Raw genomic sequence first — 26345 nt, 5'->3', positions numbered from 1 at the left:
TTTTATGCTGAAAAAGATACTGGGAACAATCGGGACACGCTATCTGATAGCCCTTCTTAACCTGGCGCTAATCTTTATCAACGCAAAGGCACTAGGCATACAGGGAGTCGGTATGGTTGGCTTGATTGTCGCATCGGTAAATATCGCCGTAATTTTCAACGGGATACTTAGCGGGGGCACGATCGTTTATTTCATGAACCGCTATTCCATGCGGACGATCTTTCTTCCGGCATACCTTTGGACTTTCGTAGGCTCTGCCATCGCTTGTGTGTTCATGTATTTCACAGGACTTTTACCGACTGCTTATTGGCTGGATATCTATCTGTTGGCGATATTAAACTCGATCGTCGCCGCCAATGCCCGGTTTCTATTGGGAAAAGACAATATCAAGGGGTTTAACCTGACCTTTATCCTACAGGGAGGATTGCTGTTTTTCATCCTCCTCTATCTTTATTATGGGGCAGGCCGGCAAGGGGTACAATCCTATGTGTGGGGACTATATACCACGAATGGCATCGCTTTAGCGGCCAGCTTGGTCATGCTTGTACCTTATCTTTTCAAAGAGACTCCTCGACCGGCAGGAAAACCTCTCTATAAGATATTAAAGGAAATGTTTGCCTATGGCCTATGGGCAGGCGCAGACGGATTAGCGGAGACTTGTACCACCCGTTTGAACTATTTTCTTATAGAACGTTTCAGTGGGTTGGGAGGCGTAGGCTTGCTCGACGCGGGAACAAAAATATCCGAAAGCGTATGGCATATCAGCCGCAGCGTAAGTTTCATAGAATATAGTAATGTAGCCAAGACCACGAACGTGGCCGAGCAAAAGCATATTACCCTGCAACTCTTAAAATTAACTTTCTGCGCCATGACATTTGTAATGGGATGTATTTTACTCATTCCGGAATGGGTATACACAGACTACCTTTTCAGCGCCGAGTTCAAGGGGATACGGAATGTTATAATAGGTTTATCGGCAGGTATTGTCACATTAGGCTGTAACAGCATTGTCGGCCATTATTTCATAGGTAGCGGCAAAATACGATATAGCGCCGCAAGTTCCTGTGTCGGGTTGGTCACATTATTAATAGCCGGATCTATCTTGATTCCTCTTTATGGTATAACCGGGTCTGCTGTCAGTACCAGCATCGCCTTCACGACCATGCTGATCTTTTCCTTGAGCGTATTTATGCGGCAAACCTCAACTACGTTCACGGAGCTTATCCCCAATCGCAAAGACTGGGAATATCTACGACTCAAGTATAAGGAGCGGAGAAAGGTATCATAACATAGACTGCACCTTATAGACAAACTCCATCCAAACCCAATAACGAATCGCTTTTCCCAGGAACATAGAGATCGCGACGATCCATATATTAGCCCGCAGGAAACCCAAAGCGACAGCGATAAAATCACCGATACCGGGAAGGAAAACGAAAAATCCCATCCAAGAGCCTTTTCCTTTGATCCAATCTTGCACCTTCTGTAGTTTCACCGGGTCTAGCTTCAGGTATTTCTCGATCCACTCTACCTTTCCCAACATTCCCAACCAATAGCAGCTCATCCCTCCCAAGAAATTACCAAGCGTAGCGGCGATCATGCAAGGCCAATAGGCCGAACCCGCCAGCAAAACACCTGTCAACACGACCTCGCTGCTGAATGGCAAGATCGTAGCCGCTAAGAAAGAGGCGATAAACACCCCAATATACCCGTAGGCTATAAGAAATTCCATATACGTATAATTAATAGTGCGATAAACATAGCTATCGAGAAATGGAAAAGCCCAAAGATATATTTCCCCCGGTTCACCGTAAAGAAATGGGCGATCAGGATAGACGCCGGTACACAGGCCATTTCCAGAAATTCCTCGGACGATTGCTCATAGATAAAGAACAATCCAAACGACCAAATGGCCATAGCGATCAAAAAAGAAAGAAACTGACGGGTACGCAAATTATCCTCATACTCATGCGTAATGATGTTTAGCGAGGCGACAACCGTTAATCCCGCCACTAAAAAAATCGGTATCCAATCTATGATCCCCGCTCCCAGTAAGGTAAGGAAACGGATCTTGAACAATGAAGCGAAAGGTATGGTAAACGCAGTGAAATCCCGTACCCAAACGCACCAGCCGAAAACAAACCAATAAACGGTCAGGATCCCTAGCAGGGAAGCGACAAACGTACGGACATTCAAAGTCCTGAAATTATACATCCCCAACCAAAACAAGGGCAGGAACCAAAGGATGTGTATCCACAACAGGCTCCCGACACTGATAATCAAGGATGCGTTATAAGCTTTATCCGTAGCGTCCGGGGCATGATAAGAGGTAAACAATTGGTAAAGGGCCAATATCAGGCAAAATACCCCGACCGAGGTCGATTTCAACGGGAAAAAATCCGGATTTGTACTTGTCAACAAGGCATAGAGAAGAAAAGGAAGCAATGTTTTCTCACGGATCAACATCAAGGCATAGTTTGCCCGATGTACCAGGAACGCACCGCCAGCCATCAACAAAAAACCTATCAAATAAGTAAATAACTTACCCGGAAGAACCAGACAAAGAGCATTCCATAAAGGAGGAGCCGTTACCTCTCCATACACGGGATACCCTACCGAATCCACATATCCCACGATCCAACAGAAAATACAAGCGCAAAGCATGTACAAATGGGTCACAGGTGTCGCTATCGTATATTTACGTCCGTAATATGAAGTTGTTCTTCTCGCCATGAAATCTCTTTTATTTAGGGAGTTTTTACGAAAGTACTCTCGCAAGGCATCAAGAGTACTCTCGTTTATTCATGAAATCAGGGTTATAAATCAAACCCGATATCCCGGCGGAAATACTTCTTGTCGAAATCGATTTGCTTGGCTCCGGAGAAAGATCGGGCCAAGGCCTCTTCCTTATCGGCTCCATACGAGCTGACCGCGATCACACGGCCGCCATTGGTCAGGATCTGGCCGTCTGCCAATTTCGTACCAGCATGGAATATTATATTTTCCGAGGATATTTTATCCAAGCCCGTGATTACCTTATTTTTCTCGTAAGCCTCCGGATAACCGCCGCTTACCAGCATAACCGTAACCGCCGCACGAGGATCTTGCACCAACGTACGACTCGCTAAGTTACCTTCCGCCACACCTTCCAGCAAATCCACCAAGTCACTTTGGATACGAAGCATTACCACCTCTGTCTCCGGATCACCCATACGGCAATTGTATTCTATAACCATCGGCTCATTCTTTACGTTGATCAAGCCTAAGAAGATGAAACCTTTATAGTCGATATTCTCCGCTTTCAATCCTTCTATGGTAGGACGGATAATACGCTCGTCCACCTTCGCCATAAATGCCTCATCAGCGAAAGGAACCGGGGAAACGGCTCCCATACCCCCCGTATTCAAGCCCGTATTGCCCTCGCCGATACGCTTATAATCTTTCGCGACCGGAAGCACTTTATAATCGTTGCCGTCCGTCAAGACGAATACGGAGCATTCGATACCGTCCAAGAACTCCTCGATCACTACCGTCTTGCTCGCGTCGCCAAACATTCCGTCCAGCATATCCCCCAACTCTTTCTTGGCTTCCTCCAAGCTATCGATAATCAACACACCTTTACCGGCAGCCAATCCATCCGCTTTCAATACATAAGGAGCGGGAAGAGATTCCAAGAACGCATAGCCTTCCTCTAAATTCTCCGCGGAAATACTCTTATAACGGGCGGTCGGGATATTATGACGCATCATGAACGCCTTGGCGAAATCCTTGCTACCCTCTAGTTGGGCACCTTCCCGGCTCGGGCCGATCACAGGAATAGAGCTTAACGCCTCATCCTTCTTGAAATAATCATAAACACCCTTCACCAACGGATCCTCGGGACCTACCACGACCATATTCACCCGGTTCGCCAACGCAAAATCCTTGATAGCGGCAAAATCATCCGCTTTGATATCCACGTTCGTTCCTGCCAACGCTGTCCCCGCGTTACCGGGAGCGATAAATAACTTATCTACTTTCGGGCTTTGAGCGATCTTCCAAGCGATCGCATGCTCACGCCCGCCAGAGCCTAATAACAAGATATTCATACCTATTCTAATTTTCAATTTTCAATTCTCCATTTTCAATTCCCAAGGTAATCATCGAAATACCTCGTAATCTTCTCATGCAAATGCGGGCGGTCCTTACCGATCACATTATGCTCATGACGGGGATAAACGAAATAGTCCGGATAGGTATCAGCCTCTACGCAAGCCTTCAAGAAACCAAGACTATGTTGCCAAACCACCACCGGGTCGATATCCCCATGTATCATCAGCAGATGGCCTTTCAGGTTGCCGGCCTTCAGCTTCAGGTTCGCGTTCTTATAGCCTTCCAGATTATCCTGCGGGCGATCCATATAACGTTCGCCATACATGATCTCGTAATTGCTCCAGTCGATAACCGGCCCCCCGGCTACACCCACCTTAAAGATATCCGGATAAGTCAGCATCAAGTTCGTCGTCATAAAACCGCCATAACTCCAGCCATGCACCCCGATACGGTCGGCATCCACATAAGGCAAGGTTTTCAAGAACTCGACCCCCTTCACTTGGTCTGCCATCTCGTTGACACCTAAATTACGATGAATCACGCTCTCAAAAGCATGTCCGCGATTTGCCGATCCGCGGCTATCCACGGTAAACATCACATAACCTCTCTGCGCCATATAGAGATCCCAGCCGCGAGCCCCGTTTTGCCAGTCGCCCGTAACCAGTTGGGCATGCGGTCCTCCGTATACATAGACAATGGTTGGATATTTCTTGGTCTCATCCAAATCCGGCGGTAAGATCAACCGGTAATTCAAACGAGTCTTGCCATCGGCGGCAAGAATATGGCCGGTCTTGATCCGCGGCATCCGATACGACTTAAAAGGATCCGGAGCGGAAAGCAAAGTAGCTATCACCTTCGCGTCCTTTACACGGACCAAATCAATATCCCTTGGGGTAGAAGGCGAACTCACGTAATCAATCGCATATTCGCCGGAAGGACTAAGCGACCAACGATGTACACCTACTTTCCAGCTCAAGCAGCTCATGATATCATCCGTTCTCAAATCTACCTCCCAAATATAACGTTGCATCCCTGTCCCCTGCATACCCGGAGATACGGGATGAGGCGCCGTTCCCTCGAAAATCACCTTATTCCCGTCTTTGCTAAAGCCCAGCACCTTAGTAACCACCCATTCTCCACCGGTCAGTTTCCTCAATTCCTTTCCGGTCGTATCATACAGATATAAATGGTTGTAGCCATCCGCCTCACTCTGCCAGATAAACTTATCCGGATCGTTCGGCAAGAAAAGCACGGGATGCTGTGGCTCCACATAGCAACGATCCGTCTCGGTAAACAGGTCAGCCTCTTTCTTTCCTGTCTGAGCGGAATACCGAACCAAGCGCATCTCGTTCTGCTCACGATTCAACTCGGCGATATAAATACTCTTCTCATCCGGGCTCCAAGCGATATTCGTCAAATATTTCTCTTTCGGCAACCCCGTTTCCAACCAGACTGTCTGCCCGCTAGACACGTTATAAACCCCCACCGTGACCTCATGGCTTTTCATCCCGGCCATCGGATATTTGTGAGGAACCGGCGTGGCGCAACGGGTATCGATATTCACCAACGGATAAGCCGTCACCATACTCTCATCCATACGATAAAACGCCAAAGCCGAGCCCTTAGGAGACCAGAACGTACCCTTTGTAATCCCGAATTCCCGCTGATGAACAGCTTGTCCACATACGATCCCATCTTTCGTCTCGTGTGTGACAACCGTATTTTGTCCATCCGGGGACAGAATATGCACATTGTTTCCCTCCGTGAAAGCCAAGTTCCCCGTAGCCGGGCAAAAATCATAATTCGCCCAGTTATTCCTCAAAGCGTAATCCGCTACTACCTCATTTTTCTTATAATCATAATGAACGCGGTGTTGCTTACTCGTAAAAGCCAGCACCGAGCCACTTTCGTACGGAACCGAGAAACTAGGCAAGGAGCTAACCGTCCGCAAGTTCGCCGCCGCCAAAGCCCCGTTCAGTTTCTCCAACGAAAAAAGGACTTCTTCTTTTTTCCCCGGCTTAGCCCCCAGCACGCTATCACCTTTAACGTATAGATACTCCTCCCCGCACCAACGCAGCTGTTTCAAGTTGCGAGGCACGAAGCGGCTATACGTTTTTCCTCCCGGTATCAAGTCGTGCAAGGTTAATTGCTTATCTTGGGCGGTAATCGACATCGCGAATAAAATCAGGCAGAGGTTTATGAATAGAGAAGATCTAACTCTCATAATCATTATACCCTCTCCGTTTTATAGGTTTATTAAACGAACGCTTTCCGTCGCGTTTATGATCGCCGAAATTCTTCCTGCGATCATCCTCGTCCCGGTAACGCATTTTCACCGGGCGATCTCCTTTCGGCTTGATCGGCTTACGAACCGGGGTATCCCCGAATTTCTTGCGGACCGGACGCTCATCCCCCCGATCATCCTCAAAGACGCGTCTTCCCGGAAGGAAAGGCAGACGGTCATCCTCGTCCTCGCTGTGAGCGGCGGCGAAACGGCGTTCCGGACGATCCATACGCCCCGTATGGAAATTCGGGCGGTCATTCCCTCTGCGCTCGAAAGAATCGTCCGATCTGCGCGGGCGTTCCGGACGCTCGTCATTCCCGTTCAAAGCCTTCTTAAAGTCCTTATTGGTTCCCTCAAACAACTCATAGCAACGGTATTCGCACTCCAAGGAACCGTTCATCAACTTGATCTTCTCGCTCGGACGCAAGCCGATCTTGTCGAAACACTCGTCTTTATAACTCAATATCCAAGCCTTATACCCCACAAACACGTGCTTCAAACGCTCACCGATCATATTGTACAATCCGAGCAGGTCACGAGAGGATATACGCTCGCCATACGGCGGGTTCGTCACCAATATACCCGGCTGGGGAGCCTCCGTATATTGCTGGAACGGTTTTACCTTCAGGTCGATATACTTCATCAAGCCTGCGCTACGGATATTCTCCAAAGCAATGTCGATAGCGGCCTGGGAAATATCCGAGCCATAGCAATGGAAAGTGAACTCACGCTCCCTGCTTTCATCGTTGTAAATACGGTCGAACAAATCCTCGTCGTAGTCTACCCATTTCTGGAAAGCGAACTCCTTGCGATGGATACCCGGGGCGATATTCAAGGCGATCATGGCAGCCTCGATCAGCAACGTGCCGGAACCGCACATCGGGTCTACGAAATTAGAATCTCCCTTCCATCCGGTCTTCATGATCATACCGGCGGCAAGCACCTCATTCAACGGAGCTTCCGTTTGATCTACCCGGTAACCACGTTTATGCAACGACTCGCCGGAGCTATCGATAGACAAGGTACAATCATTGTGGGAAATATGAATATTGATATATAGATCCGGATTATTGACGCGGACAGACGGACGTTTCTTCAGCTTCTCGATGAAATAATCCACGATAGCGTCTTTGGTTCGGTAAGCGACAAATTTCGAGTGATTGAAATCCTCGGAATAGATCACCGAATCGATCGCGAAAGTCTTATCCAACGACAAATACTTCTCCCACTCTACTTTTTTCACCTCTTTATAAACGGTATCAGCATCTTTGGCCTTGAAATGATAAATCGGTTTCAGTATACGCAAGGCAGTACGACAGTGGAAATTCGCCTTATAAAGCAATTCCTTATCACCAGTAAAGGAAACCATACGACGACCTATTTGCAGGTCGTTGGCTCCTAAAGCTAATAACTCCTCGGCCAAGATTTCTTCCAACCCGTACAGGGTTTTGGCCACCATTTCAAATGTCTCGCTCATGTTAATTGAAAATTGAAAATTGAGAATTGAAAATTATTCTCAATCGTAGCATTACGCTGTTTATTATTAATTGTTCTCATTTCTCTCTCTAAACGTTTTTTAAATTCCTTTACCGGCCTACCCATTTGATAATTCTCAATTCTCAATTTTCAATTGCGTAACCGTGGCTCCTGCCGGTACATCTTCCGCGATCCAGACGTTACCACATATCGTAGCCCCTCTGCCGATCCGGATCTTACCGATCAAGGTGGAATTAGAATATACCGTCACATGGTCTTCCAAGATGGGATGACGGGCCACGCCACGGATAGCGTTACCGTTCTCATCGGGAGGAAGTTTCTCTCCCGCCAAGCTGACTCCCTGAAAGATACGTACATGATGGCCGATCAAGCTCGTCTCGCCGATCACCGTACCCGTTCCGTGGTCTATCGAGAAATGATGGCCGATCTCGGCGCCCGGATGGATATCGATACCGGTCTCGGAATGCGCCATCTCCGTAATCATGCGGGGGATATAAGGAACCCCGAGCTTATACAATTGATGGGCGATCCGGTAATTACCGATCGCCCGGAAACCGGGATAACAAAATATAACCTCACCTAGATTCTGAGCGGCGGGATCGCCATTGAAAGTCGCCTCCACATCCGTAGCCAGCAGTCCGCGGATCTCAGGAAGCGTAGAGATGAAAGCCTCCGAAATAGCCTCTGCCTCAGCGGAGATCTTCTCTTCCGCGCAAGTCGCGCAAGAGGTATCGGCAAAACAAAGCCCCGCATAAATCTGCTTGGATAATAAAGCATGAAGTGTCTCGACATTTACGCCCGTATGAAAACGGATCGTCTGCTTACTGATACGGGCATTCCCATAATAACCGGGAAACAGGATCGCACGGCATAGATCGATGATTTCCTTCAGCACCTCGCCCGAGGGCAGTGCCTCCTCATCTCTGTACGCATGGAACAATTGTTTATACGATGCCTCATCCGATAGCTTCTCCACCGTATCGCCCAATACGCTACTATGCCTCTGTATATCCATTATTTGCGGAATATTCTTTATAATGCGCAAAAATAGTATTTTATTTGAGAACGCCTCCACTAAGAGGCATCAAAAATACAACCAACAACTCATATTACCTTCTATAGCGCTAAATACCACGCCAACCTTTATCAACTCACGTCCATCCGCTCGATAGGGTATCTTTGTGGTTGCACCCCTAAGAATCGAAAGAGATTGATTTTATCGCTATCTGGCGAAATGCTCAATAAGAAAGCATGAGCAGTAGTACTAAAAAGGCCGACGAAGTATATATCCTATACCACTTGAAGTATATATCTAATAAGGTTACCCAAAACACGTACGTGTTTTTACAAATTCTCGTACGTGTTTCCGGAAAAACATGTACGTGTTTTTCCGGAAACATTATTAACTTTTTATCAATCTGATTATAAAGATTTTACCACTAAGTATATTGTAAGCTCTCAAGGTATTTTTTTCTATCGACAAAAGGTCTTATAGTCATGATTTTTGAAGCTCCAGAAAGGCTTTATATACGAGCGTATCGACTTCCTTATACAGTCGTTGTATTTCCTTTGTATCCAATCCATTTTGCTCCCACTCTGTCTTATGGGCGTCGAATAAATCGAAAATCCGGTTCTCTACCGTATGAAGCTGTTGGATATAACCGGTTTGACCATCATTCCATAACAATTGCCAATGCAGGTACTTTTGTCCGTTGCCACGATGTATGGAATAGACTTTCTTCTGTAATTGAACGGAATACCAATCCAACAGGGCTGTTTTATAAGATGCGTCGTAAGTAACCAAAGAGCTTTGATCCTTTCCCATTTTCACCCAAAGAGGAATAGCGACAGAGGTAGGAGGATATCCCAAGGCAGTCCACATCGTTGTCAGTTCCGGGTTCATGCCGGAGCTCACGCCTTGGATTACGATAGAGGCCGTACTTTCCAGGCGGGGGATGAAATCCTGCTCCACGAACCAACCCGTGCGATTGTTCGGGCTTTGCTCCTCGTTCATCAAATCGATATCCAGCAAGCTATTATAAAAAGAGCGGGAGGCCTGTTGGAAGATACGCTGAGGAGTAAACCCTTCGTTCCGCATCTCCTTAAAGATCTTTTTAGCGTTCTCATAACGTACATAGCCTTTACCCTCATCCGCACGACCCTCGAAAGAGAAGTTCGTATAAATCAAGTAGCCTTCCGGCGCAAGATTCGGATCATTCGCGTCTTTCTTATAATATCGCTTATTATTCGTCTCGAAATAAGCCGCGCCGCCATAAGCGTCGATCACGCCGAAATTAGCCTCCACCCGCATCGGACGAGGCAAGGTATCCAAAAAATGCTCGAAATCCTGTACGGTCTTACAAACCCTCAAGGCTTTCCGCATCAGGTTCCCTTCCTGATCCATCTTCTTTACGTTATCGTCTTTCAGGTTGTACGAGGCGGTATTCATGATAGAGAAACCCGTCTCGTTACTGCCGGTCCATACGGCGCCCTTAGGATCGTCGCTGTTTACCAGCCCCAAGAAACGGTAGCCCCCCTCGTCAAAATAACCGATGTGGTTATAGGGAGCGCCGGTATCCCGGTGTTTCCACATCAACGGACGGCCGTCGGGAGTAGCCTTTCCTGCGATAATAATTGAGGTACACGCTTTGTCGGCCACCGGAAAACAAAGGCACAGGGCGAATAAAAGGAGTAGTTTTTTCATATTGTTTATTGATTTAATAAGATTTCTTATGAGGAGCGCCAAATTCCTTGCAGCTAACCTTGTCTATAGCTACCGTCCAAATCTTCACGTTACGGACCGCCGGATCGCTATAACGGAAAGTCTTGTCGGAATATTGCCTCATGATGATGTCCAAAGCTTCCACCTTCTTGTCGAAATCCTCTTCGTAGGCAACCTTTCCCCAAGCGATCACGCTCTTCGAACGCATCCGGTAGCTGCAAGCCACTTCCGGATGCTGGAAAACCAAGGCGTGGTCTACGCTGAAGGTAATACAGACTTTCGGATTCCGTTCCAATATAGAGATGCTCCGTCCTTCCTGCGCCGAGTGCAAATAAATCACGCCGTCCTTATAGCCGAAATTCATCGGCAATACATAAGGTGTCCCGTCCGTATCCGCCATCCCCACAAAGCAGACATCACTCTGACGGATAATCGACTCTATCTGTTCCTTATCCGTATGTATAAGTGTCTTCATATTCCTCTCCGTTTAAATTTAACCTGACGCGAATTTAAAAAAATTTCGCCCGTTTCTGCAACCCTTCACCATCCACCTTCGTCTATTAAGACAAAGAACCTAAAAAAATAAACGCGATGAAAACAAGAGTATCACTTCTCATATTCTGCATACAGATGATCACTGTCTGCGGATTTGCGGCAGACAGACGTATCGAAGGGAACGGGAACCCGGAAACCCGAGTGATAAAAATCAGCGATTACGACGAGATCACGTTCATCGGTTCCGCCGATTTCGAGTACGAGCAATCGGATAAGGCTCCTTATCTATCCGTGACGATCGACGAGAACTTATTTGATTACCTCGTGGCCGAGGTCAAGGGAGGCACGTTAAAAATCTACCCGAGATCGACCAGGAAAGGTTTCAGCAATAACTCATACGACTTGAGGCCGACCGTATTCAAGATAAAATCCAACTCCAAGGAGCTAAAAGAGCTGAGCACGGTAGGTTCCGGAAATTTCGTCATCCGCAAACTGATGAAGATAAACAGGATGGAGATCAATATGGCCGGTAGCGGAAGCGTCGAGCTGAGAGGCCCCGTAAAAGGACACAAACTAGAATGCAACATGGCCGGCAGCGGAAATATTCTCGCCAAGGACATAGAGCTGGATAACCTGTCGTGTGGCCTCGCCAGCAGCGGGGAAATCAAAGTAGCAGGAACCGTAGACCGCGCCTCGTTCAACGTGGCGGGAAGCGGTGAGATAAAAGCCTCCGACTGCCAGGTGCGTAAGGCCGAATGCAATATCGCCAGCAGTGGAGAGATCAGGGTATACGCCACGCAAATACTAGAGGCCAATATCGTAGGCAGTGGCGAGATACATTACATAGGAGATCCGGAGATCAGCAAGTCTATCATGGGTTCCGGCTCAATCCACAAGATCAAATAAACATTAAATACATACAGGCAATGAAAACAAGATTATTAGTGGCGATAGCCTTCATTTTTTGTACGCTCGCGGCGGAGGCCAGCAAGGTGAAAGGCAATGGTAACCTGATCACGAAAGAAATATCGGTAGATAACTATAGCGAAATCGAGCTAGGCGGGAATATCGAATATTCCGGCAATAATCGCTGGGGGAATAAAGGCGACAAGCAATTCCCGATATTCAAATATACCCATGGGAGAAACGCTTCCCTGAAAATCACGATCGACGAGAACCTGCTCTCGTTCCTCTCGATCAAATCCAAGAACGGACGGTTGTCTATCCGCATACAGGAAGGTACCCGTATCAAGCCGACCCGGTACGTGATCGAGGGAAGCTCGAAAAACCTGAGGTTCATAAAAACATCCGGCCCGATGGATTTTGAGGCCCAGAACGCTTTTTCCGAGGATCAACTGGAAATCAAGATATCCGGTTCCAGCGACGTGATATTTCCACACAACGTGAAGTTACGATCAGGCGAGTTCTCGGTATCTGGCTCCGGCGACTTGGTTTTTGAGAACTTGAGCTGCAAGACCCTAACCAGCAAGGTTTCCGGTTCGGGAGACATCACTTTGAGAGGGAAAGCGGACGAAGCCCGGTATTCCGTATCCGGTAGCGGAGACATAAAAGCGTACGATCTATCTGCCAATAACCTGAGTTGTTCGGTACATGGTAGCGGAGATGCCCGTGTCTACGCCAAAGACAACATGGATTTGTCTGTATCCGGCAGTGGGGACATCCGGTATAAAGGCCCGGCGAAGGTGAGCAAATCAAAATCCGGCTCGGGCTCCATCCAAGACGCGAATTAATCACTATATACCTATTTATTTCAAGACACACGCATTATCAAATTCAAAAAAGCTACTAGATGTGACATCCGGTAGCTTTTTCTTGCTATTTTTGTAACCAACTCTTTATTTACAGAGTCTGAATTAAAAAAGTAGAATCACAAAAAAAACGATACGTATGAGAACTAAGGCTATCTTATTAATGGCATTTTTCCTAGGATGGGTCGCTACCGGCTGGGCCGTGGATCACGTAAAGGGCGATGGTAAACTAACCTCTAAAAAAATCTCTATCGCCGATTATAACGAGATTAAAGTGGATGGCGTAATCGATTTCAATTACGAGCAATCCGATGATCCCGCCACCGTGGAGGTCACCGTAGACCAGAACCTCCATCCTTATATCAATATCGAGGTGAAAGATCGTGTACTGACCATCGGTTTCAAAGGGGCTAAAGTAGATCATTTCACGAAGTTTATCGTAAAAACGAACTCAAAATGGCTCGCCGCCGCAAAAGTCTCCGGAAACGCCAACCTCATGGTAAACAGCCCGCTTACCGGAGACGAGACCGTTATCAAAGCGAACGCCAACAGCTTGGTGCAACTGAAAGAGACGGTTACGGTCGGCAAACTGGATTTGAACGTATCCGGTAGCGCGAACATGGTCGTCAGCCACCTGGAAGCCGACAAGATTGAATGTGACATCGACGGCTCCGGCTCCATAACGATCAAGAAAGGCAACGCGAAGGAAGGAGAGTACAGCATCGTCAGCAGCGGGGATATACATGCTTTCGGGCTAGCGGTTCCCCAGCTAAGTTGCAAGGTGACGGGCAGCGGATCGGCAGAAGTACACGCTACCGATAATTTGAAGGCCAACGTGATCGGTAAAGGAAGCATCCGCTATAAAGGCCCGACAGCAGTTCAACAACGAATAATCGGCAAAGGAACCGTAGAAGAAGTAAAAGAATGAGAACGGGAATATATTTATGCCTGCTAATGGCCTTCTCCATGGCAGGGTGTACCGCCCAAAAGGGCATCAACGGTGATAAGAATATCGTTACCCGCACTATTCCGGTAGATGATTTCGAGGAGATATACCTTGGGGCCAATATTGAAAAGGCGAAAGGTATCAACCCGTTCAACAAGAAAAACCGTACGGCCTGCAATTATACCCAAACGGATGGCGCCTCCTCCCTGGAGATCACCATGGACAAGAATTTATTCGACTTGCTGGATATAAAGAATAAAGACCATAAACTAATCATCAAGCCCAAATCCGGCAAGAAAATCTGCCCGACCCATATGGTACTGGAGGCAAGCTCCAAGAACCTGAAGGAAGTGGAAGTCAGCGGCTGCGTAGACTTTATCTCCGATCAACCGCTACAATTGGCAAACACGTCTTTTCATATCAATGGCATAAGCGACGTAAAACTAGCCGACTTATCCTGCGACACCTTCAAGGTGGATATATCCGGCATCGGGAATATCTATCTGAATGGAAACATCAAGGATGGTAAATATTCCGTATCCGGCGTTGGGCATGTATATGCGTATGATTGCCCTGTCGAGAACTTGAAATGCGACGTATTCGGCGTTGGGGGGATGGAAGTGAACGTTACCGGAGAACTGGATGCCAACACTTCCGGCGTAGGTAGCATTAAATATAAAGGAAATCCGGAGCATACGCGGAAATCCGCGTCCGGTGTCGGTAAAATCAAGCACGTAGATTAACCTTTAAACAATACAATTAAATGAAAAAGATATCATTCTTATTCCTTATAAGCGGCTTATTCCTACTAAACGGCTGCATTCCCACACAAACCATAAAAGGAGATGGTAATATCACCACGGAAAACATCCCGATATCTACGTATGATTGCCTGGAAGTAGAAGGAGAAGGCATCGTCGTGAATTATACGCAATCCGACGCGCCTGAAGGCTTGCAAGTAAAAACGGACCGGAATATTTTCGAGAAGTATGAATTCAATGTAGAAGATCATAAACTCAAGATCCATCCGAAAAAAGAGTTCAGGAAACATACGAATTTCCGTCCGACCGAATTCATGGTTACGGCCAACTCCCGTAACCTGGCGACACTAGAGGCGGCCGGAAATAACCATATAAACATAAATTCGCCCTTACACGCCGAAAGCTTCAAGGCTGGATTAGCCGGTAGCGGGATCATCCAGTTACACGACACGGCCTCCTTCACGAGCTTAAAGATAGAGATAGCCGGTAGCGGAGATTTTGTGGGGCATAAAATCTCGTGCAAGGAATTGGATGGAGAGATGGCCGGTTCCAACACCATCGTCTTAGGAGGTAACGCAGGTATAGCGGAATTCTCGATCGCCGGTAGCGGCACGGTACGCGCTTTCGAGTGTACCATGGATGAGTTGGAATGTAATATCGCCGGTAGCGGAGACATAGAAGCCTCCGTAGCGAGCAGGATCCACGCGAAAATAGCCGGTAGCGGCTCTGTCAAGTACAAGGGAGATCCCCAAGATATCCAAAAGGACATAATGGGCTCGGGTAAGATAGAGAAGGTGGAGTGATTCTACAACCACCCCTCCTTTTTATACCATTCGATACTTTCTTCCAAGCCCTTCCGTAAAGGATAGGCCGGAACAAAACCTAAATCGTCTTGAAGAGGCGCGACATCGCAAATCCAGTTGCGCTGCTTCAAGATGATATATTTATCGCTGTTCAACGTCATGCTTTTCTTCAATAACTTGCCGATCCATTCGGAGCAATGGCAAGCCACACGCACCAGCCCCAACGGTATACGGGCGTGGAATACCCGCTTCTTTCCTAGGATATCCTGTATCATGCGGGCAAAAGACTCATCCGTGTATACGTCTCCGTCGGCCACAAAATAATGCCGGTTCTTTATCTCCTCTTTCTCTAGAGCAAGGAAAGCCGCTGTCGCTAGGTCTTTCACATAGATAAACGTGATTCGCTGGGGGATAGCGCCTACGGCGAAGTCGAAACCCGACTTTACGCTTTGTATCTCCATGAAATAATCCTTCTCACCCGGGCCGTATACTCCCGTAGGACGCAAGATCACGTAAGGGAAGTAGGTTTGCTTACGGACATGATTCTCCGCCTCTAGCTTACTCTGGCCGTAAGCCGTGTCCGGTCGTTGCGGATCATCTAGGCGAATGGGGCGGAAAGTCTTCTCATCGCCTCGTCCATAGCTACTCAGGCTACTCATCAACAGGAATTTCCCAGGTTTGCAGTCGGAGGCGGCTAAAGCCTCGATAAACCTACGTGTGTTCCCGGAGTTCACACGGAAAAAGTCTTGTTTATCCAATGTCTTCGTCAGCCCGGCGTTATGGATCACGTAATCCCACGCTCCATACTTGCGGGCAAAATCCGAGAGTTGCGCGGTAAGCGCTTCCTGATCATCATACTTCAAGTCGATGAAATGAATCCGCTTATCTCGCAGATGTGCCTTACTGCTACCCGCACGGATACCCGCCCACGTCTCATAGCCGCAGCGAAGCGCCTCCTCCACCAAGAAACCACCGATGAAACCGCTCGCGCCGGTTATCAATATCTTCATATCGTTCATTTTTCTTTCATATAAAATGTATAATAATACCACAGTAACCCGATCCAGTTCAAGAATACGATCGTCAGCATCCAAAGAATCTTTTGTTTCTTACCGATAAAAGGATTTTGGGATACGGCCTTGCACCCGAACAGGATCACGGCAATGCCCACGATATAGCCGATCTCCGGCAAGCTTATCCAGCAAATGATTTGTGGTATCATAAAAATAGAGTTATTCGTGAAAAGAATTATTCGTGTTGGTGTTTTCTCAAAACCCGGTGCGGCAAATCACCATGACCGACCAACTCGATCGGGCAAGCATATTTCTCGCCCAGCCATTCCTCGGAGACATTCGTTCCCGGGTGATAATGCAAAGTCTCGTTTACGCAGGCGATATTCTTCACCATCGCCAAGACCGTGCCGATATCATGGGAAACCAAGATGATAGCGCTCTCTTTATTGATCTCTCCCAAGAGTTGATAAAAACGAGACTCGAATCGTTTATCTACATAAGAATTAGGCTCGTCCAAGATCAATACCTGCGGGCGAGAGACGATGGAACGCCCCAATAAGACCCGCTGCAACTGACCTCCGGAAAGCTCACCGATGGCCCTGCCCGCCAAATCTTCCAAGCCCATCTGTACGATCACCTCGTCTACACGCTCCTTCTGGGCATTATTGAATGAACGGAACAAAGGTTTCTCGGCCGATAAACCGGAAGAGATCACTTCTCGTACCGAGATCGGAAATTTCTTATCGATCAGGCTCATTTGAGGTAGATAACCGATCTTCAAGGAAGGGACTTCCACGTCGGTATCGTAAAAACGAATCGTTCCGGAAATAGGAGACAACAACCCTAATATCACCTTTAAAAGCGTCGTCTTCCCACCGCCGTTCGGTCCGATAATACCCAAGAAATCATTTTTCCACACATCCAGCGTTACGTTACGTAAGGCGATCTTATTACCGTATCCGGCGGTAATCTCTCTCAACTCAATTAACTTGTCCATCGGCCAACGATTTTGCGATATGAATCATTTCCTTACTCCAATTATAATCCAGCGGATTGATCGGGACCAGACGGCAACCGGTCTCTTTAGCGATCAACTCGGCGTTCTTCTGGTCAAATTCCCGTTGGATAAACACGACCTTCGCGTTATGTTCCCGGGCGATCTCGACCAGTCTCTTTAGTTGCGCGGGAGACGGCTCCTTCCCGTCCATCTCAATGCAAAGCTGGGTCAAGCCATATTCGGCGGCCAAATAGGTCAAGGCCGGATGGTAAATAATAAATGTCTTATTGTCAAGAGAACGTAACAGATCGGAAACGGTCTTTTCCGTCTCTCCTATTTCTTTCGTCAGTCGCTCATAATTCGCTTGGTAATATTCTTGATTCTCCGGGTCTAAAGAGACAAAGGCCTCCAATGTGTTCTTGGCGATCACTTTCGCTCCGGAGATAGAGCTCCACGTATGCGGATCGACGCCTCCGGGATGGTGATGGTGGTGATGATCATGCCCCTCTTCTTCTTCCGGGCTTTTAAGCAGATCGATTCCTTCGGACAGGTTAAAAACCTTGAGCCCCGGGTTATTATCCCGGATATTATCCATCCAAGCCTGTTCGAACCCGATCGATCCGATTCTTAAATAACCTTGGCTTTTACCCACTTGTACCATTTGCTGGGGCGTAGGATCGTACGTCTCCGGACTTTGCCCCACAGGTACTACACAATTAATCTTAAATTTATCTCCGGCTATCTTTTCCGCGAAATATCGTTGCGGCTCAATCGTCACGGAAACGATCTTCTCATCTGTCCGCTTATCTCCACAGGCCATAAGTATCAAGACAAAAAGAGCCGATATCAATACCTTAAATTCTTTCATACCACATATATATTTTCGCAAAGGTAACGAATATCGGGTAATAAGGCAGTAAGGAGGCGATCCAAAGTTATCAGGAACCAGCCTGGCAGCTTCCCCGGACAAGGCATTTGCGCAAACTATGTTTTACGAACATATAGCCATCGGTAAATGAATAAGAACAATTAAACCGGTCTAGAAATGCCGGGATTTGAACGACATCGGTTTCTTTATGGTACGTACAGATCGCAAAATCCAAATGGTCTGCCTGCTCGAATAACGTCATACAACCCCGCAAGGCCATACATTCCGCGCCTTCTATATCCATTTTCAGGAAGATCTCTTTCCGCAACTTGTCTTTCAAGAAATTATCTAAGGTGGCATTACTGTCATCATCATGATCGCTGACGTATTTTTTTACGATCACGGTCTTCTCTTTCCACGGCTCAAAAGTAGCCTGAAGCGCCTCGATCCATTTATCCTCATACTCAAAAAGATAAACAAAACGAGTGACCTCAATGGTATCTAAAGCGGTAAATCCCTCCGCGGAACCAACATCCAAGAGTGTCTTTCCCCTGAACTCCTCCACGGAATCCGCATAATGATGCGGGTGTCTGACATCTTGTTCGATTAACAAAGCCCGGTAGCATTTCTCGATCCTAGAGGTACTATATTCTCTCGGAAAATATAATCGTTTGTTTCCCCGATGCATCACATAGGGCAATTCTTTTTCTTTATCCCACTGAACGATGATCGGCATCTCCAGATATTCCGCGGCGAAATCATAAGGATAACGTGTATATCCCTTTTTTCGGAAATAGTCGTAATACACTAATTTAGGAGAGGAGGATTTGAACACCTTAGTATAGTAAAAAGGCAAGGTCCCATATAATACACTTTTCAATTTCATCATCGCATAGGTAAACATATCATCAAGATTTATATTAACGGGCGCAATATACGAGAAATATTTTAATATACACACAAATCCCCGTATTACTACTTATCGGTTGTAATACGGGGATTTATAAGAGAAAACAGATTACTCTATTTTTATTCAGCCAACCATTTATTAATCTGCGTAAGGATTTGTTCCTTCATATCTTCCGGCATATTACTGATACGGGCACGGTGGCTACCCCGGGGCTGGATGTAGATTTGCTCGTTCTTCTTGCCCTTGAAAGCGGGAACCATGGCCGCACTCCACGGGTCGATCTCGCCATAGATGAAGATCATTTTCGGATCGTTGTCTTTCAAGAAGTTATAGATCTTATTGTAAAGAGCCGGACGGAAGTCTACTTTACCGACCAGTTCCTCGGGAAGCATGATACGATTCAAATATCCACGGGCACTATCGATCGTGAGGTATTTCTTGAAAGGTTTCACGTCGTAACCATAATAACCGAGCTCACGGGCGGCTTGCACGAAGAAAGAGATGTTGGGCTGGTTCTCCGCAAAATAATCAGGGCCGCTGATTTCCATCAAATGATCGAAGAGCACCTGGTTGTCGGCAGACTTGGAAGGGATCGTACTCACCGAGGTTCCCCACTGCCAAAGAGCGAATGAATATTCCAGTACGCAATAATCCAATACCTCGGGCATCGAGATACGGAATGTTAAGTTCTTACTCTTACAATAATTCTCCAATAAAGGAAGCATATCAGACTTACGTTTCAAGACTTCCAATTGGAAATCCTGTATCTTCTTGCGTTCCGCTTTCGTGCCGACCTTGCGTAAGAAAGGCTCGTGGCGGCCATCTTCTACACCTTTACATAACGGGCCTACATAGGGAACGGAGAAATCCACGTCGTCCGGGAAAAAGGCACGGTAGAGCATCGTAGTCTGCCCGCCCTTGCTGATACCGGTACTGATCCATTTTTCCGGATAGATCTGTTTAAAGGTATTCCGGACGTTATGTAAATCATACGCAGAATTCTCGGCGGTCAGATAATCCCAGTTCTTTGGTTCCGGCGTTGACTCCAAGAAATAACGGTACTCTACAAACACCAAGTTCGCGTTTAATAGCTTAGATAACTCTTCCTGATATTTCGGATTGAGCGCATAGGCGGCTCCATACCCTTCGGTTACGATAATGGTAGGACGATCATAGCCTACATGCCCGACAATAACCCGTTGCGTGAATGTTCCGGCAGCGGGGTCTTTCGGATCGACCTGTTGAGTGATACGTACCACATATTTCTCCGGATAATAATCGGATTGAAGTTTCTCAATGCCGCTGATTCCCTTTAGGGCGGCAAGCTTTTCTTGTAAATTTCCGGGGGCGGCCATTACCGTCATCACCGACAGGAAGAAAAGAAGCAAGAAGTTAAATGTTCTTCTCATGGTAATTTAGTCTTTTAGATATTGTATTGTTCGTAATAATCCCTCATATTTGGCGCGTTTCACCGCCGAACGCGCAAAGATACGATTATAATCCTCACGACTCAAAGCCTTGAGGTCGTCTTTTTTAAGGGAAAGCAATGAAGGGCTGGGGTGAAAAGCCGCTATTTCCGTAGGCAGGGCGAAGCGATTCCAAGGACAAACCACTTGGCAGGTGTCGCAACCATAGATACGGTTACCTAAAAGGGCGGCTTGCTCAGCGGGGATTTCCCCACGATGCTCGATCGTAAGATAGGAGATGCATTTGCAGGCATTCAAATGTCTCGGTCCTTCCAGAGCTCCGGTAGGACAAGCGTCCAAACAGCGGGTACAGGAACCGCAGCGATTCTTTTGGGGGGAATCATAGGTATCGACTTCCAAGGTTGTCACGATCTCCCCAAGAAAGAAGAAAGAGCCTTTACCGGGGATAATTAGATTCGTATTCTTTCCGATCCATCCCAAACCGGCTTTCCAAGCCCAGTAACGCTCTAACAGAGGGGCTGAATCCGTGAATACACGGGCCTCCGGGGGTAGGCTATCAGATTTACCACAGGTCTTATCGCGGGAAGGATAATACTCGGTTATCGCTTTCCATAATTGGCGAAGTTTATCTTTTACGACCCCATGATAATCTTCTCCATACGCATAATAGGAGATATAAGGTTCCACCGGATTCCGGAGAACTTTCGGATAATAATTCAAAGCTACAGAGATAACAGATCGGGCACCTTCCACCAAGCCTTCCGGATTGAGACGGATATCCCGGTGATTCTCCATGTATTTCATTCCCGCATGGCAACCTTCCGCGATCCATTGGTCAAAATAAGCCTCCTCGCTTGCGGCTTTCGCTACCTTAGCGATGCCGCAAGCGGAGAAGCCTAATTCCATTGCCTTATCTTTTATGAATCGGGAAATACCCATAATCAATATCTTGATTTTGTTGTAGAGACGGGGCGTGCCCCGTCTCCCACCATCTGATAGTATTTTTAAATTACCATTTTGAGAGGATGAGACGGGGCACGCCCCGTCTCTACAACTAATCACTATTCAAAGACTTTGAATTCGTAGCCTTCCTTTAGGAGCCATTCTACGGCCCGGGGCATTGCCTCACGCATATTGCGCTCGGCTTTCAGGGAGTCGTGGAAGACGATGACGGAACCATTACGGGTATAGTTCTTTACCACATTGAAGACACCGTTCGGAGTCATATGCGGACTATAATCACGGGTGACCACGTCCCACATCACGATATGATAATGGCGGCGAAGCCACACCACCTGTGGAAAACGCATATGCCCGTGAGGAGGCCGGAATAAATTACTGGGGATATACTCTGCCGCCTTCTCTACGTTCGCCAAATAATTCCTCGTCCAAAACTTGATGCCTTGGATATGATTGAACGTATGGTTACCCACACGATGCCCGCGATCTATCACCATTTGGAAGACCTCGGGATGCTTGCGCACATTATCCCCTACCATAAAAAAGGTAGCCTTGATCCCATACGTATCCAATATATCTAAAACCCAAGGGGTAACCTCGGGAATAGGGCCATCGTCGAAGGTGAGATACACACACTTCTTCTCTGCCGGTATTCGCCAAGTTACCCCCGGGAACAGTGCCCTGTAAAACCAGGGCGGTTGTTCTATAAACATACTTTGTTAGTCTTTTGCCACTGATCCGTATGCCATACGGTAATTATCAAATTCTTCTTGATAAGGCTTAGCGAACTCCGGATTGTATTGCTTGCTTACACGCAACACTTCTTGAAGAACCGCCAAGTTATGCCCTAAATCACTTTCAACAGATGATAATTGACCCGGACGCAAACGGAAATACCAGTTTATGGTACGCAACGCATTGTCCGCGATACCCGTATAAATCTTCTCTGCCTTCTCTTTCTGGCCCAACTCGTAATAAAGCTCGCCTAAAGAAAGAGCGCTGTAATCCAACGGAACATTCTCGGGAGGCAATACTTCCATCGCCTTATCCAATACGTTCAATGCCTTATCATTTTTACCTTCAGCGACCAAAGCGGCAGCCAGCTTGCTAAACAACGCAATACGATAGCTCTTGCACATCCGCATTACATTCTCATCCAAGTACACACCCGGAGTATCGACACCACCCCATTTGAACTTATTCATCACGTTGTCGTACATCTTCTCCGTGTTGATCGAACGAACGGTTCCCTGCGTCTCCATCGGGACGATCTGATAAGCCATACCGGTTTGTTGGAAATATGGATCCAGTTTCACGAACTGATCCGGGCTCACGGTTATCGCATAATAAATCGGACGGTTCCAGTTGTTTGTCTGCAACATATCCAAGATAATCAACTCTTGCTTACCCAAGACGTCCTTGCCATTCAAGTCGATCTTCATCTCCTTTTGCAAATGCGGCAAATTGGCGGTATCGATTACGCCGGCAGCCATAACCGCAGAGGAATCTACCCTCATTGTTAATGTCTGCGCCGGAATATAATCCAATTCTTGATTGATTCCCGGTATCTTCTTAAACTTCGGATCGTTGCTGCGAACGAAATCAAGAGCGGTCTTCAAATCGATCGGCTTGTCCGTCATCGGGAATACATAAGCGGCATCGCGAGTACCTTGCACATAATCCTCCGGTTGCCAAGAAATCGGAAGCGGAGCGGATTCGTACGCTTGCTTTTTCATCTGGTTGATATACCAGTCGGTTTGCAAATAACTCGTATTACATACACGTACATCCGTACGGATACCTTCCACCTCTTGGGCGTACCATAACGGGAAGGTGTCATTATCACCATTCGTAAATATGACAGCGTTCGGCTCGCAAGACTCCAAGTAGTTCGCGCCGAAATCACGGCAAACATAACGGTTCGAGCGATCATGATCGTCCCAGTTCTGCGCGCCCATCTGGATAGGAACCAACAAGCACAATACCGTAGCGACAGAACCCGCTACCACCGGAGATAACTTGCCATACCCCTGCAATCCTTTCGCCAAGGCCGCCACACCGAAACCAATCCATATACAGAACGCATAGAACGATCCGGCATACGCATAGTCTCGCTCGCGAGGCTGATACGGTGTCTGGTTCAAGTAAAGCACAATCGCGATACCCGTCATAAAGAACAAGAAGAAGGTGATCCAGAATCCTTGAATACCTTTCTTTCCGGCGTATGCTTGATATAAAAGTCCCAAGATACCCAGCAGAAGCGGCAACATATAATATACGTTATGTCCTTTATTATTGATGATATCAAACGGCATATCCTCTTGCGGGCCCACTAAAACCTCATCGATAAACGGGATACCGGTTATCCAGTTACCATTCGAGACCTCGCCGTTACCTTGTATATCGTTCTGCCGTCCGGAGAAGTTCCACATGAAATAACGCCAGTACATAAAATTCAGTTGGTAAGCGAAGAAATAACGCAAGTTCTCGGCGAACGTGGGCTTCATCACCGTCACCATCTCACCGCAACGGTTGAACTTCACCGGTGTACCCTTTACCTGCGCCCATTCCTTATAAGCCGCCACATGACGCCCGTCGCTGCTATACATACGCGGGAAAAGCATGCTCAACTCGTCCACATATTCGTATTCCGTATCGTAACGAGAGATATAATAACGATCCTTCTCATTCTTATCTTTCTTAATGACACGACTCCAAGTCGGCTCACCCTCTTTCGATACAGGCACGCAAGTACCACCTTGGTTCTCGCGTTTCACCTCGGAGACATAGGTCTGTCCGTAAATCAACGGAGTCTTACCGTATTGCTCGCGAGCCAGATACGTACGCAAGGTAAAGATATCGCTCGGAGCGTTCTGGTTCATAGGCGTATCGGCTGTCGCACGAATCAATGTCAAGGCATAGGATGAATAACCCACTACGATTACCATCAAGCAAACCAAGATCGTATTCAGCATCTTGATATTTACCTGCTTGCTCATGAACAAATAGGCCGTCAAAGCCGCCGTAAGGATCACGGCGACCACGTAACCGCTACCGATAAACGGAATACCCAGCAATACGATCGAAAGGATAAAAGAGATTTTCATCCGCACCGGATGGACCTCGTCTTGCATCGTCTCCCAGATCGCCCAGATCAAGGATGCTGCCAAGATAACCACGAACGCATATACACCCGAGTTATACGGCATACCGAACGTATTGACAAACAACAGCTCGAAATAACCGCAAACCTCAACCAGACCTTGTACGACACCGTACATCATTAATCCAACGATAGCGAACGACACCAACAAAGCGATCAACGTACCCTTCATCGTAGGATCCGGGAATTTCTTATAATAATACACCAGCACGATAGCCGGGATACACAATAAGTTCAGCAAATGGACACCGATACTCAGACCCATCAAATAAGCGATCAACACGATCCAACGATCGGCGTGCGGACGATCGGCGGCTTCCTCCCATTTCAAGATCAACCAGAACACCGAAGCGGTAAACAAGGAAGAGTAAGCATATACCTCGCCCTCCACGGCGCTAAACCAGAATGTATCGCTAAACGTATAGGCCAAAGAACCTACCAAACCGCAACCCATGATCGTGATCATCTGTCCAAGAGACATCATCTGACCGTCTTCCACGATAATCTTACGAGCTAAATGGGTTATACTCCAGAAAAGGAATAAGATAGTGAGGCCACTAAAAAGGGCAGACATCGTATTAACCATCACCGCCACCTTGGAAGGATCCGAGGCGAACTGTGTAAATAAATTGGCTGTCAACATAAAGAAAGGCGCTCCGGGCGGGTGGCCTACTTCCAATTTGTATGCCGAAGAGATAAACTCACCACAATCCCAGAAACTGGCGGTGGGTTCCATTGTCATCAGATAAACGGTAGAGGCGATCAGAAAAACGACCCACCCCAACACGTTGTTGATTAGTTTGTACTTTCCCATACTTTGTATAAGTGTGATAATTAATTGTTTCTATTCGCATACCCACACGGGCAGTCAGCCGCGAAGGTAATCATTTACGTTTAATACCTAACGTTCCATTCCCTTATAAATTATATAGAATAGATTAGAATTATATTAAACAAACCTTACTCCTCAAGTGTTAATAGAATAGTTGAGTATTAAAATTATAGAGAGATGAAAGAAAATTATGAACTAATTGATAATGAAGAACGCCACCAATATGAATTCCATATAGAAGGATACGTACCCAGAATAGAATACATAAAAAACAAGAATGGGGAAATCTATCTCACTCACACTGAGGTTCCCGTAGAGTTTGAAGGTAAAGGGATCGGTAGTCTATTGGTGGAGAAAGTTCTCTCGGATATCGAAAAGAAAGGCTTGCGCCTCGTTCCGTTATGCCCGTTCGTAACCGGATATATCCAGAAGCATCCGGATTGGAAACGTATCGTAATGAGAGGAATATATGTTTAATATTTATAAAAATAATATGAATAAGAAGATTGAATATACGAATGGTGAACTTACTATTATATGGCAACCGGAACTATGCCGACATGCCGGTATTTGTGTAAAGACTCTTCCCAATGTTTATAAGCCTGCGGAAAGACCTTGGATACAGATAGAGAACGCGACAACCGCCGAATTAATCGCCCAGATCAAGCAATGTCCGTCTGGCGCGCTGACATACCGGATGAATAAAGAGATGATATGAAGAGATGAAATAAGGCATTCCCCCGCCTGTTTCACTTTGATAGGAAGGAGTATTCGTGAGGGATACTCCTTTTTTCATCATAAAGGCC

25 protein-coding genes are annotated in these 26345 nt (G+C 46.9%); 8 read left to right on the top strand and 17 right to left on the bottom strand.

The features are described 5' to 3' along the window. The first annotated feature begins 4 nt into the window (after window positions 1–4). Complete coding sequence (locus Q0110_RS09965; RefSeq protein WP_297905998.1) at window positions 5–1288, top strand: polysaccharide biosynthesis C-terminal domain-containing protein; 1284 nt, start codon at window positions 5–7, stop codon at window positions 1286–1288. On the opposite strand, the gene Q0110_RS09960 is transcribed toward Q0110_RS09965, so the two are convergent. The 8 genes from Q0110_RS09960 to Q0110_RS09925 all read right to left on the bottom strand — a co-directional run bounded on the left by Q0110_RS09960 (window position 1283) and on the right by Q0110_RS09925 (window position 11070). After that, a complete protein-coding gene (locus Q0110_RS09960) occupies window positions 1283–1732 on the bottom strand; it encodes a VTT domain-containing protein (RefSeq protein WP_297905997.1) in 450 nt (149 codons plus the stop codon). The two genes, Q0110_RS09965 and Q0110_RS09960, sit on opposite strands and share 6 nt — an antisense overlap. Then, window positions 1717–2733: a hypothetical protein gene (locus Q0110_RS09955; RefSeq protein ID WP_297905996.1), complete on the bottom strand. Its 1017-nt coding sequence runs from the start codon at window positions 2731–2733 to the stop codon at window positions 1717–1719. The genes Q0110_RS09960 and Q0110_RS09955 overlap by 16 nt, the downstream gene beginning before the upstream one ends. An 83-nt stretch (window positions 2734–2816) precedes the next feature. Then, window positions 2817–4088 (bottom strand): phosphoribosylamine--glycine ligase, encoded by a 1272-nt coding sequence (gene purD / locus Q0110_RS09950; protein WP_297905995.1) that lies wholly within the window; start codon window positions 4086–4088, stop codon window positions 2817–2819. 35 nt (window positions 4089–4123) lie between these two features. Then, entirely contained in the window at window positions 4124–6325 is a 2202-nt protein-coding gene (locus tag Q0110_RS09945) for a S9 family peptidase (protein ID WP_297906005.1), read from the bottom strand. Next, the gene (locus Q0110_RS09940) at window positions 6306–7853 is read right to left on the bottom strand and encodes a THUMP domain-containing protein (RefSeq protein WP_297905994.1); all 1548 of its coding nucleotides are present in this window, start codon (window positions 7851–7853) and stop codon (window positions 6306–6308) included. Before Q0110_RS09940 ends, Q0110_RS09945 begins: the two co-directional genes overlap by 20 nt. 135 nt (window positions 7854–7988) lie before the next feature. Further along, window positions 7989–8888, bottom strand: coding sequence for a serine acetyltransferase (locus Q0110_RS09935; protein ID WP_297905993.1), 900 nt, complete (start codon window positions 8886–8888; stop codon window positions 7989–7991). A gap of 480 nt (window positions 8889–9368) precedes the next feature. Continuing rightward, window positions 9369–10577, bottom strand: coding sequence for a hypothetical protein (locus Q0110_RS09930; RefSeq protein WP_297905992.1), 1209 nt, complete (start codon window positions 10575–10577; stop codon window positions 9369–9371). A gap of 13 nt (window positions 10578–10590) precedes the next feature. Next, entirely contained in the window at window positions 10591–11070 is a 480-nt protein-coding gene (locus Q0110_RS09925; protein ID WP_297905991.1) for a pyridoxamine 5'-phosphate oxidase family protein, read from the bottom strand. 116 nt (window positions 11071–11186) lie between these two features. Here Q0110_RS09925 and Q0110_RS09920 point away from each other — a divergent pair, with 116 nt between their 5' ends. From Q0110_RS09920 to Q0110_RS09900, 5 genes are all read left to right on the top strand, one after another. Further along, complete coding sequence (locus Q0110_RS09920) at window positions 11187–11996, top strand: head GIN domain-containing protein (RefSeq protein ID WP_297905990.1); 810 nt, start codon at window positions 11187–11189, stop codon at window positions 11994–11996. 20 nt (window positions 11997–12016) lie between these two features. Beyond that, entirely contained in the window at window positions 12017–12841 is an 825-nt protein-coding gene (locus Q0110_RS09915; protein ID WP_297905989.1) for a head GIN domain-containing protein, read from the top strand. A gap of 157 nt (window positions 12842–12998) precedes the next feature. After that, a complete protein-coding gene (locus Q0110_RS09910) occupies window positions 12999–13787 on the top strand; it encodes a head GIN domain-containing protein (protein ID WP_297905988.1) in 789 nt (262 codons plus the stop codon). Further along, window positions 13784–14548 (top strand): head GIN domain-containing protein, encoded by a 765-nt coding sequence (locus Q0110_RS09905; protein ID WP_297905987.1) that lies wholly within the window; start codon window positions 13784–13786, stop codon window positions 14546–14548. Before Q0110_RS09910 ends, Q0110_RS09905 begins: the two co-directional genes overlap by 4 nt. A 20-nt stretch (window positions 14549–14568) precedes the next feature. Beyond that, window positions 14569–15369 (top strand): head GIN domain-containing protein, encoded by an 801-nt coding sequence (locus tag Q0110_RS09900; RefSeq protein WP_297905986.1) that lies wholly within the window; start codon window positions 14569–14571, stop codon window positions 15367–15369. A gap of 2 nt (window positions 15370–15371) precedes the next feature. Here the strand turns inward: Q0110_RS09900 and Q0110_RS09895 are convergent, their stop codons facing one another. The 9 genes from Q0110_RS09895 to Q0110_RS09855 form a co-directional block, all read right to left on the bottom strand. Next, complete coding sequence (locus tag Q0110_RS09895; RefSeq protein WP_297905985.1) at window positions 15372–16379, bottom strand: NAD(P)-dependent oxidoreductase; 1008 nt, start codon at window positions 16377–16379, stop codon at window positions 15372–15374. 5 nt (window positions 16380–16384) lie between these two features. Further along, window positions 16385–16591 (bottom strand): hypothetical protein, encoded by a 207-nt coding sequence (locus Q0110_RS09890; RefSeq protein WP_297905984.1) that lies wholly within the window; start codon window positions 16589–16591, stop codon window positions 16385–16387. A gap of 26 nt (window positions 16592–16617) precedes the next feature. After that, window positions 16618–17379: a metal ABC transporter ATP-binding protein gene (locus Q0110_RS09885; RefSeq protein WP_297905983.1), complete on the bottom strand. Its 762-nt coding sequence runs from the start codon at window positions 17377–17379 to the stop codon at window positions 16618–16620. After that, complete coding sequence (locus Q0110_RS09880) at window positions 17363–18247, bottom strand: zinc ABC transporter substrate-binding protein (protein ID WP_297905982.1); 885 nt, start codon at window positions 18245–18247, stop codon at window positions 17363–17365. Before Q0110_RS09880 ends, Q0110_RS09885 begins: the two co-directional genes overlap by 17 nt. Before the next feature lie 70 nt (window positions 18248–18317). Then, complete coding sequence (locus Q0110_RS09875) at window positions 18318–19151, bottom strand: FkbM family methyltransferase (protein ID WP_297905981.1); 834 nt, start codon at window positions 19149–19151, stop codon at window positions 18318–18320. Between the two features lie 125 nt (window positions 19152–19276). Then, a complete protein-coding gene (locus Q0110_RS09870) occupies window positions 19277–20566 on the bottom strand; it encodes a S28 family serine protease (protein ID WP_297905980.1) in 1290 nt (429 codons plus the stop codon). A gap of 6 nt (window positions 20567–20572) precedes the next feature. Continuing rightward, window positions 20573–21523: a tRNA epoxyqueuosine(34) reductase QueG gene (queG, locus tag Q0110_RS09865; RefSeq protein ID WP_297905979.1), complete on the bottom strand. Its 951-nt coding sequence runs from the start codon at window positions 21521–21523 to the stop codon at window positions 20573–20575. A 122-nt stretch (window positions 21524–21645) separates the two neighbouring features. After that, a complete protein-coding gene (locus Q0110_RS09860) occupies window positions 21646–22257 on the bottom strand; it encodes a polysaccharide deacetylase family protein (RefSeq protein ID WP_297905978.1) in 612 nt (203 codons plus the stop codon). Window positions 22258–22263: 6 nt separating this feature from the next. Next, the gene (locus Q0110_RS09855; protein ID WP_297905977.1) at window positions 22264–25521 is read right to left on the bottom strand and encodes a DUF2723 domain-containing protein; all 3258 of its coding nucleotides are present in this window, start codon (window positions 25519–25521) and stop codon (window positions 22264–22266) included. A 195-nt stretch (window positions 25522–25716) separates the two neighbouring features. Here Q0110_RS09855 and Q0110_RS09850 point away from each other — a divergent pair, with 195 nt between their 5' ends. Then, entirely contained in the window at window positions 25717–26016 is a 300-nt protein-coding gene (locus tag Q0110_RS09850) for a GNAT family N-acetyltransferase (protein WP_297905976.1), read from the top strand. A 16-nt stretch (window positions 26017–26032) separates the two neighbouring features. Further along, complete coding sequence (locus Q0110_RS09845; RefSeq protein WP_297905975.1) at window positions 26033–26257, top strand: (4Fe-4S)-binding protein; 225 nt, start codon at window positions 26033–26035, stop codon at window positions 26255–26257. Window positions 26258–26345: the final 88 nt, after the last annotated feature.

Source organism: uncultured Parabacteroides sp. (assembly GCF_947855115.1).
In the GTDB taxonomy this organism is placed as follows: domain Bacteria; phylum Bacteroidota; class Bacteroidia; order Bacteroidales; family Tannerellaceae; genus Parabacteroides.
The sequence above is the reverse complement of the archived record's forward strand: the minus strand, read 5'-3'. Positions and strand labels throughout refer to the sequence as shown.

What these genes read in the sequence shown, in the direction of transcription:
- Q0110_RS09965 (WP_297905998.1), top strand. Translation starts at nt 5, where the DNA reads ATGCTGAAAAAGATACTGGGAACAATCGGGACACGCTATCTGATAGCC.
- Q0110_RS09960 (WP_297905997.1), bottom strand. Translation starts at nt 1,732, where the DNA reads ATGGAATTTCTTATAGCCTACGGGTATATTGGGGTGTTTATCGCCTCT.
- Q0110_RS09955 (WP_297905996.1), bottom strand. Translation starts at nt 2,733, where the DNA reads ATGGCGAGAAGAACAACTTCATATTACGGACGTAAATATACGATAGCG.
- purD (WP_297905995.1), bottom strand. Translation starts at nt 4,088, where the DNA reads ATGAATATCTTGTTATTAGGCTCTGGCGGGCGTGAGCATGCGATCGCT.
- Q0110_RS09940 (WP_297905994.1), bottom strand. Translation starts at nt 7,853, where the DNA reads ATGAGCGAGACATTTGAAATGGTGGCCAAAACCCTGTACGGGTTGGAA.
- Q0110_RS09935 (WP_297905993.1), bottom strand. Translation starts at nt 8,888, where the DNA reads ATGGATATACAGAGGCATAGTAGCGTATTGGGCGATACGGTGGAGAAG.
- Q0110_RS09930 (WP_297905992.1), bottom strand. Translation starts at nt 10,577, where the DNA reads ATGAAAAAACTACTCCTTTTATTCGCCCTGTGCCTTTGTTTTCCGGTG.
- Q0110_RS09925 (WP_297905991.1), bottom strand. Translation starts at nt 11,070, where the DNA reads ATGAAGACACTTATACATACGGATAAGGAACAGATAGAGTCGATTATC.
- Q0110_RS09920 (WP_297905990.1), top strand. Translation starts at nt 11,187, where the DNA reads ATGAAAACAAGAGTATCACTTCTCATATTCTGCATACAGATGATCACT.
- Q0110_RS09915 (WP_297905989.1), top strand. Translation starts at nt 12,017, where the DNA reads ATGAAAACAAGATTATTAGTGGCGATAGCCTTCATTTTTTGTACGCTC.
- Q0110_RS09910 (WP_297905988.1), top strand. Translation starts at nt 12,999, where the DNA reads ATGAGAACTAAGGCTATCTTATTAATGGCATTTTTCCTAGGATGGGTC.
- Q0110_RS09905 (WP_297905987.1), top strand. Translation starts at nt 13,784, where the DNA reads ATGAGAACGGGAATATATTTATGCCTGCTAATGGCCTTCTCCATGGCA.
- Q0110_RS09900 (WP_297905986.1), top strand. Translation starts at nt 14,569, where the DNA reads ATGAAAAAGATATCATTCTTATTCCTTATAAGCGGCTTATTCCTACTA.
- Q0110_RS09895 (WP_297905985.1), bottom strand. Translation starts at nt 16,379, where the DNA reads ATGAAGATATTGATAACCGGCGCGAGCGGTTTCATCGGTGGTTTCTTG.
- Q0110_RS09890 (WP_297905984.1), bottom strand. Translation starts at nt 16,591, where the DNA reads ATGATACCACAAATCATTTGCTGGATAAGCTTGCCGGAGATCGGCTAT.
- Q0110_RS09885 (WP_297905983.1), bottom strand. Translation starts at nt 17,379, where the DNA reads ATGGACAAGTTAATTGAGTTGAGAGAGATTACCGCCGGATACGGTAAT.
- Q0110_RS09880 (WP_297905982.1), bottom strand. Translation starts at nt 18,247, where the DNA reads ATGAAAGAATTTAAGGTATTGATATCGGCTCTTTTTGTCTTGATACTT.
- Q0110_RS09875 (WP_297905981.1), bottom strand. Translation starts at nt 19,151, where the DNA reads ATGTTTACCTATGCGATGATGAAATTGAAAAGTGTATTATATGGGACC.
- Q0110_RS09870 (WP_297905980.1), bottom strand. Translation starts at nt 20,566, where the DNA reads ATGAGAAGAACATTTAACTTCTTGCTTCTTTTCTTCCTGTCGGTGATG.
- queG (WP_297905979.1), bottom strand. Translation starts at nt 21,523, where the DNA reads ATGGGTATTTCCCGATTCATAAAAGATAAGGCAATGGAATTAGGCTTC.
- Q0110_RS09860 (WP_297905978.1), bottom strand. Translation starts at nt 22,257, where the DNA reads ATGTTTATAGAACAACCGCCCTGGTTTTACAGGGCACTGTTCCCGGGG.
- Q0110_RS09855 (WP_297905977.1), bottom strand. Translation starts at nt 25,521, where the DNA reads ATGGGAAAGTACAAACTAATCAACAACGTGTTGGGGTGGGTCGTTTTT.
- Q0110_RS09850 (WP_297905976.1), top strand. Translation starts at nt 25,717, where the DNA reads ATGAAAGAAAATTATGAACTAATTGATAATGAAGAACGCCACCAATAT.
- Q0110_RS09845 (WP_297905975.1), top strand. Translation starts at nt 26,033, where the DNA reads ATGAATAAGAAGATTGAATATACGAATGGTGAACTTACTATTATATGG.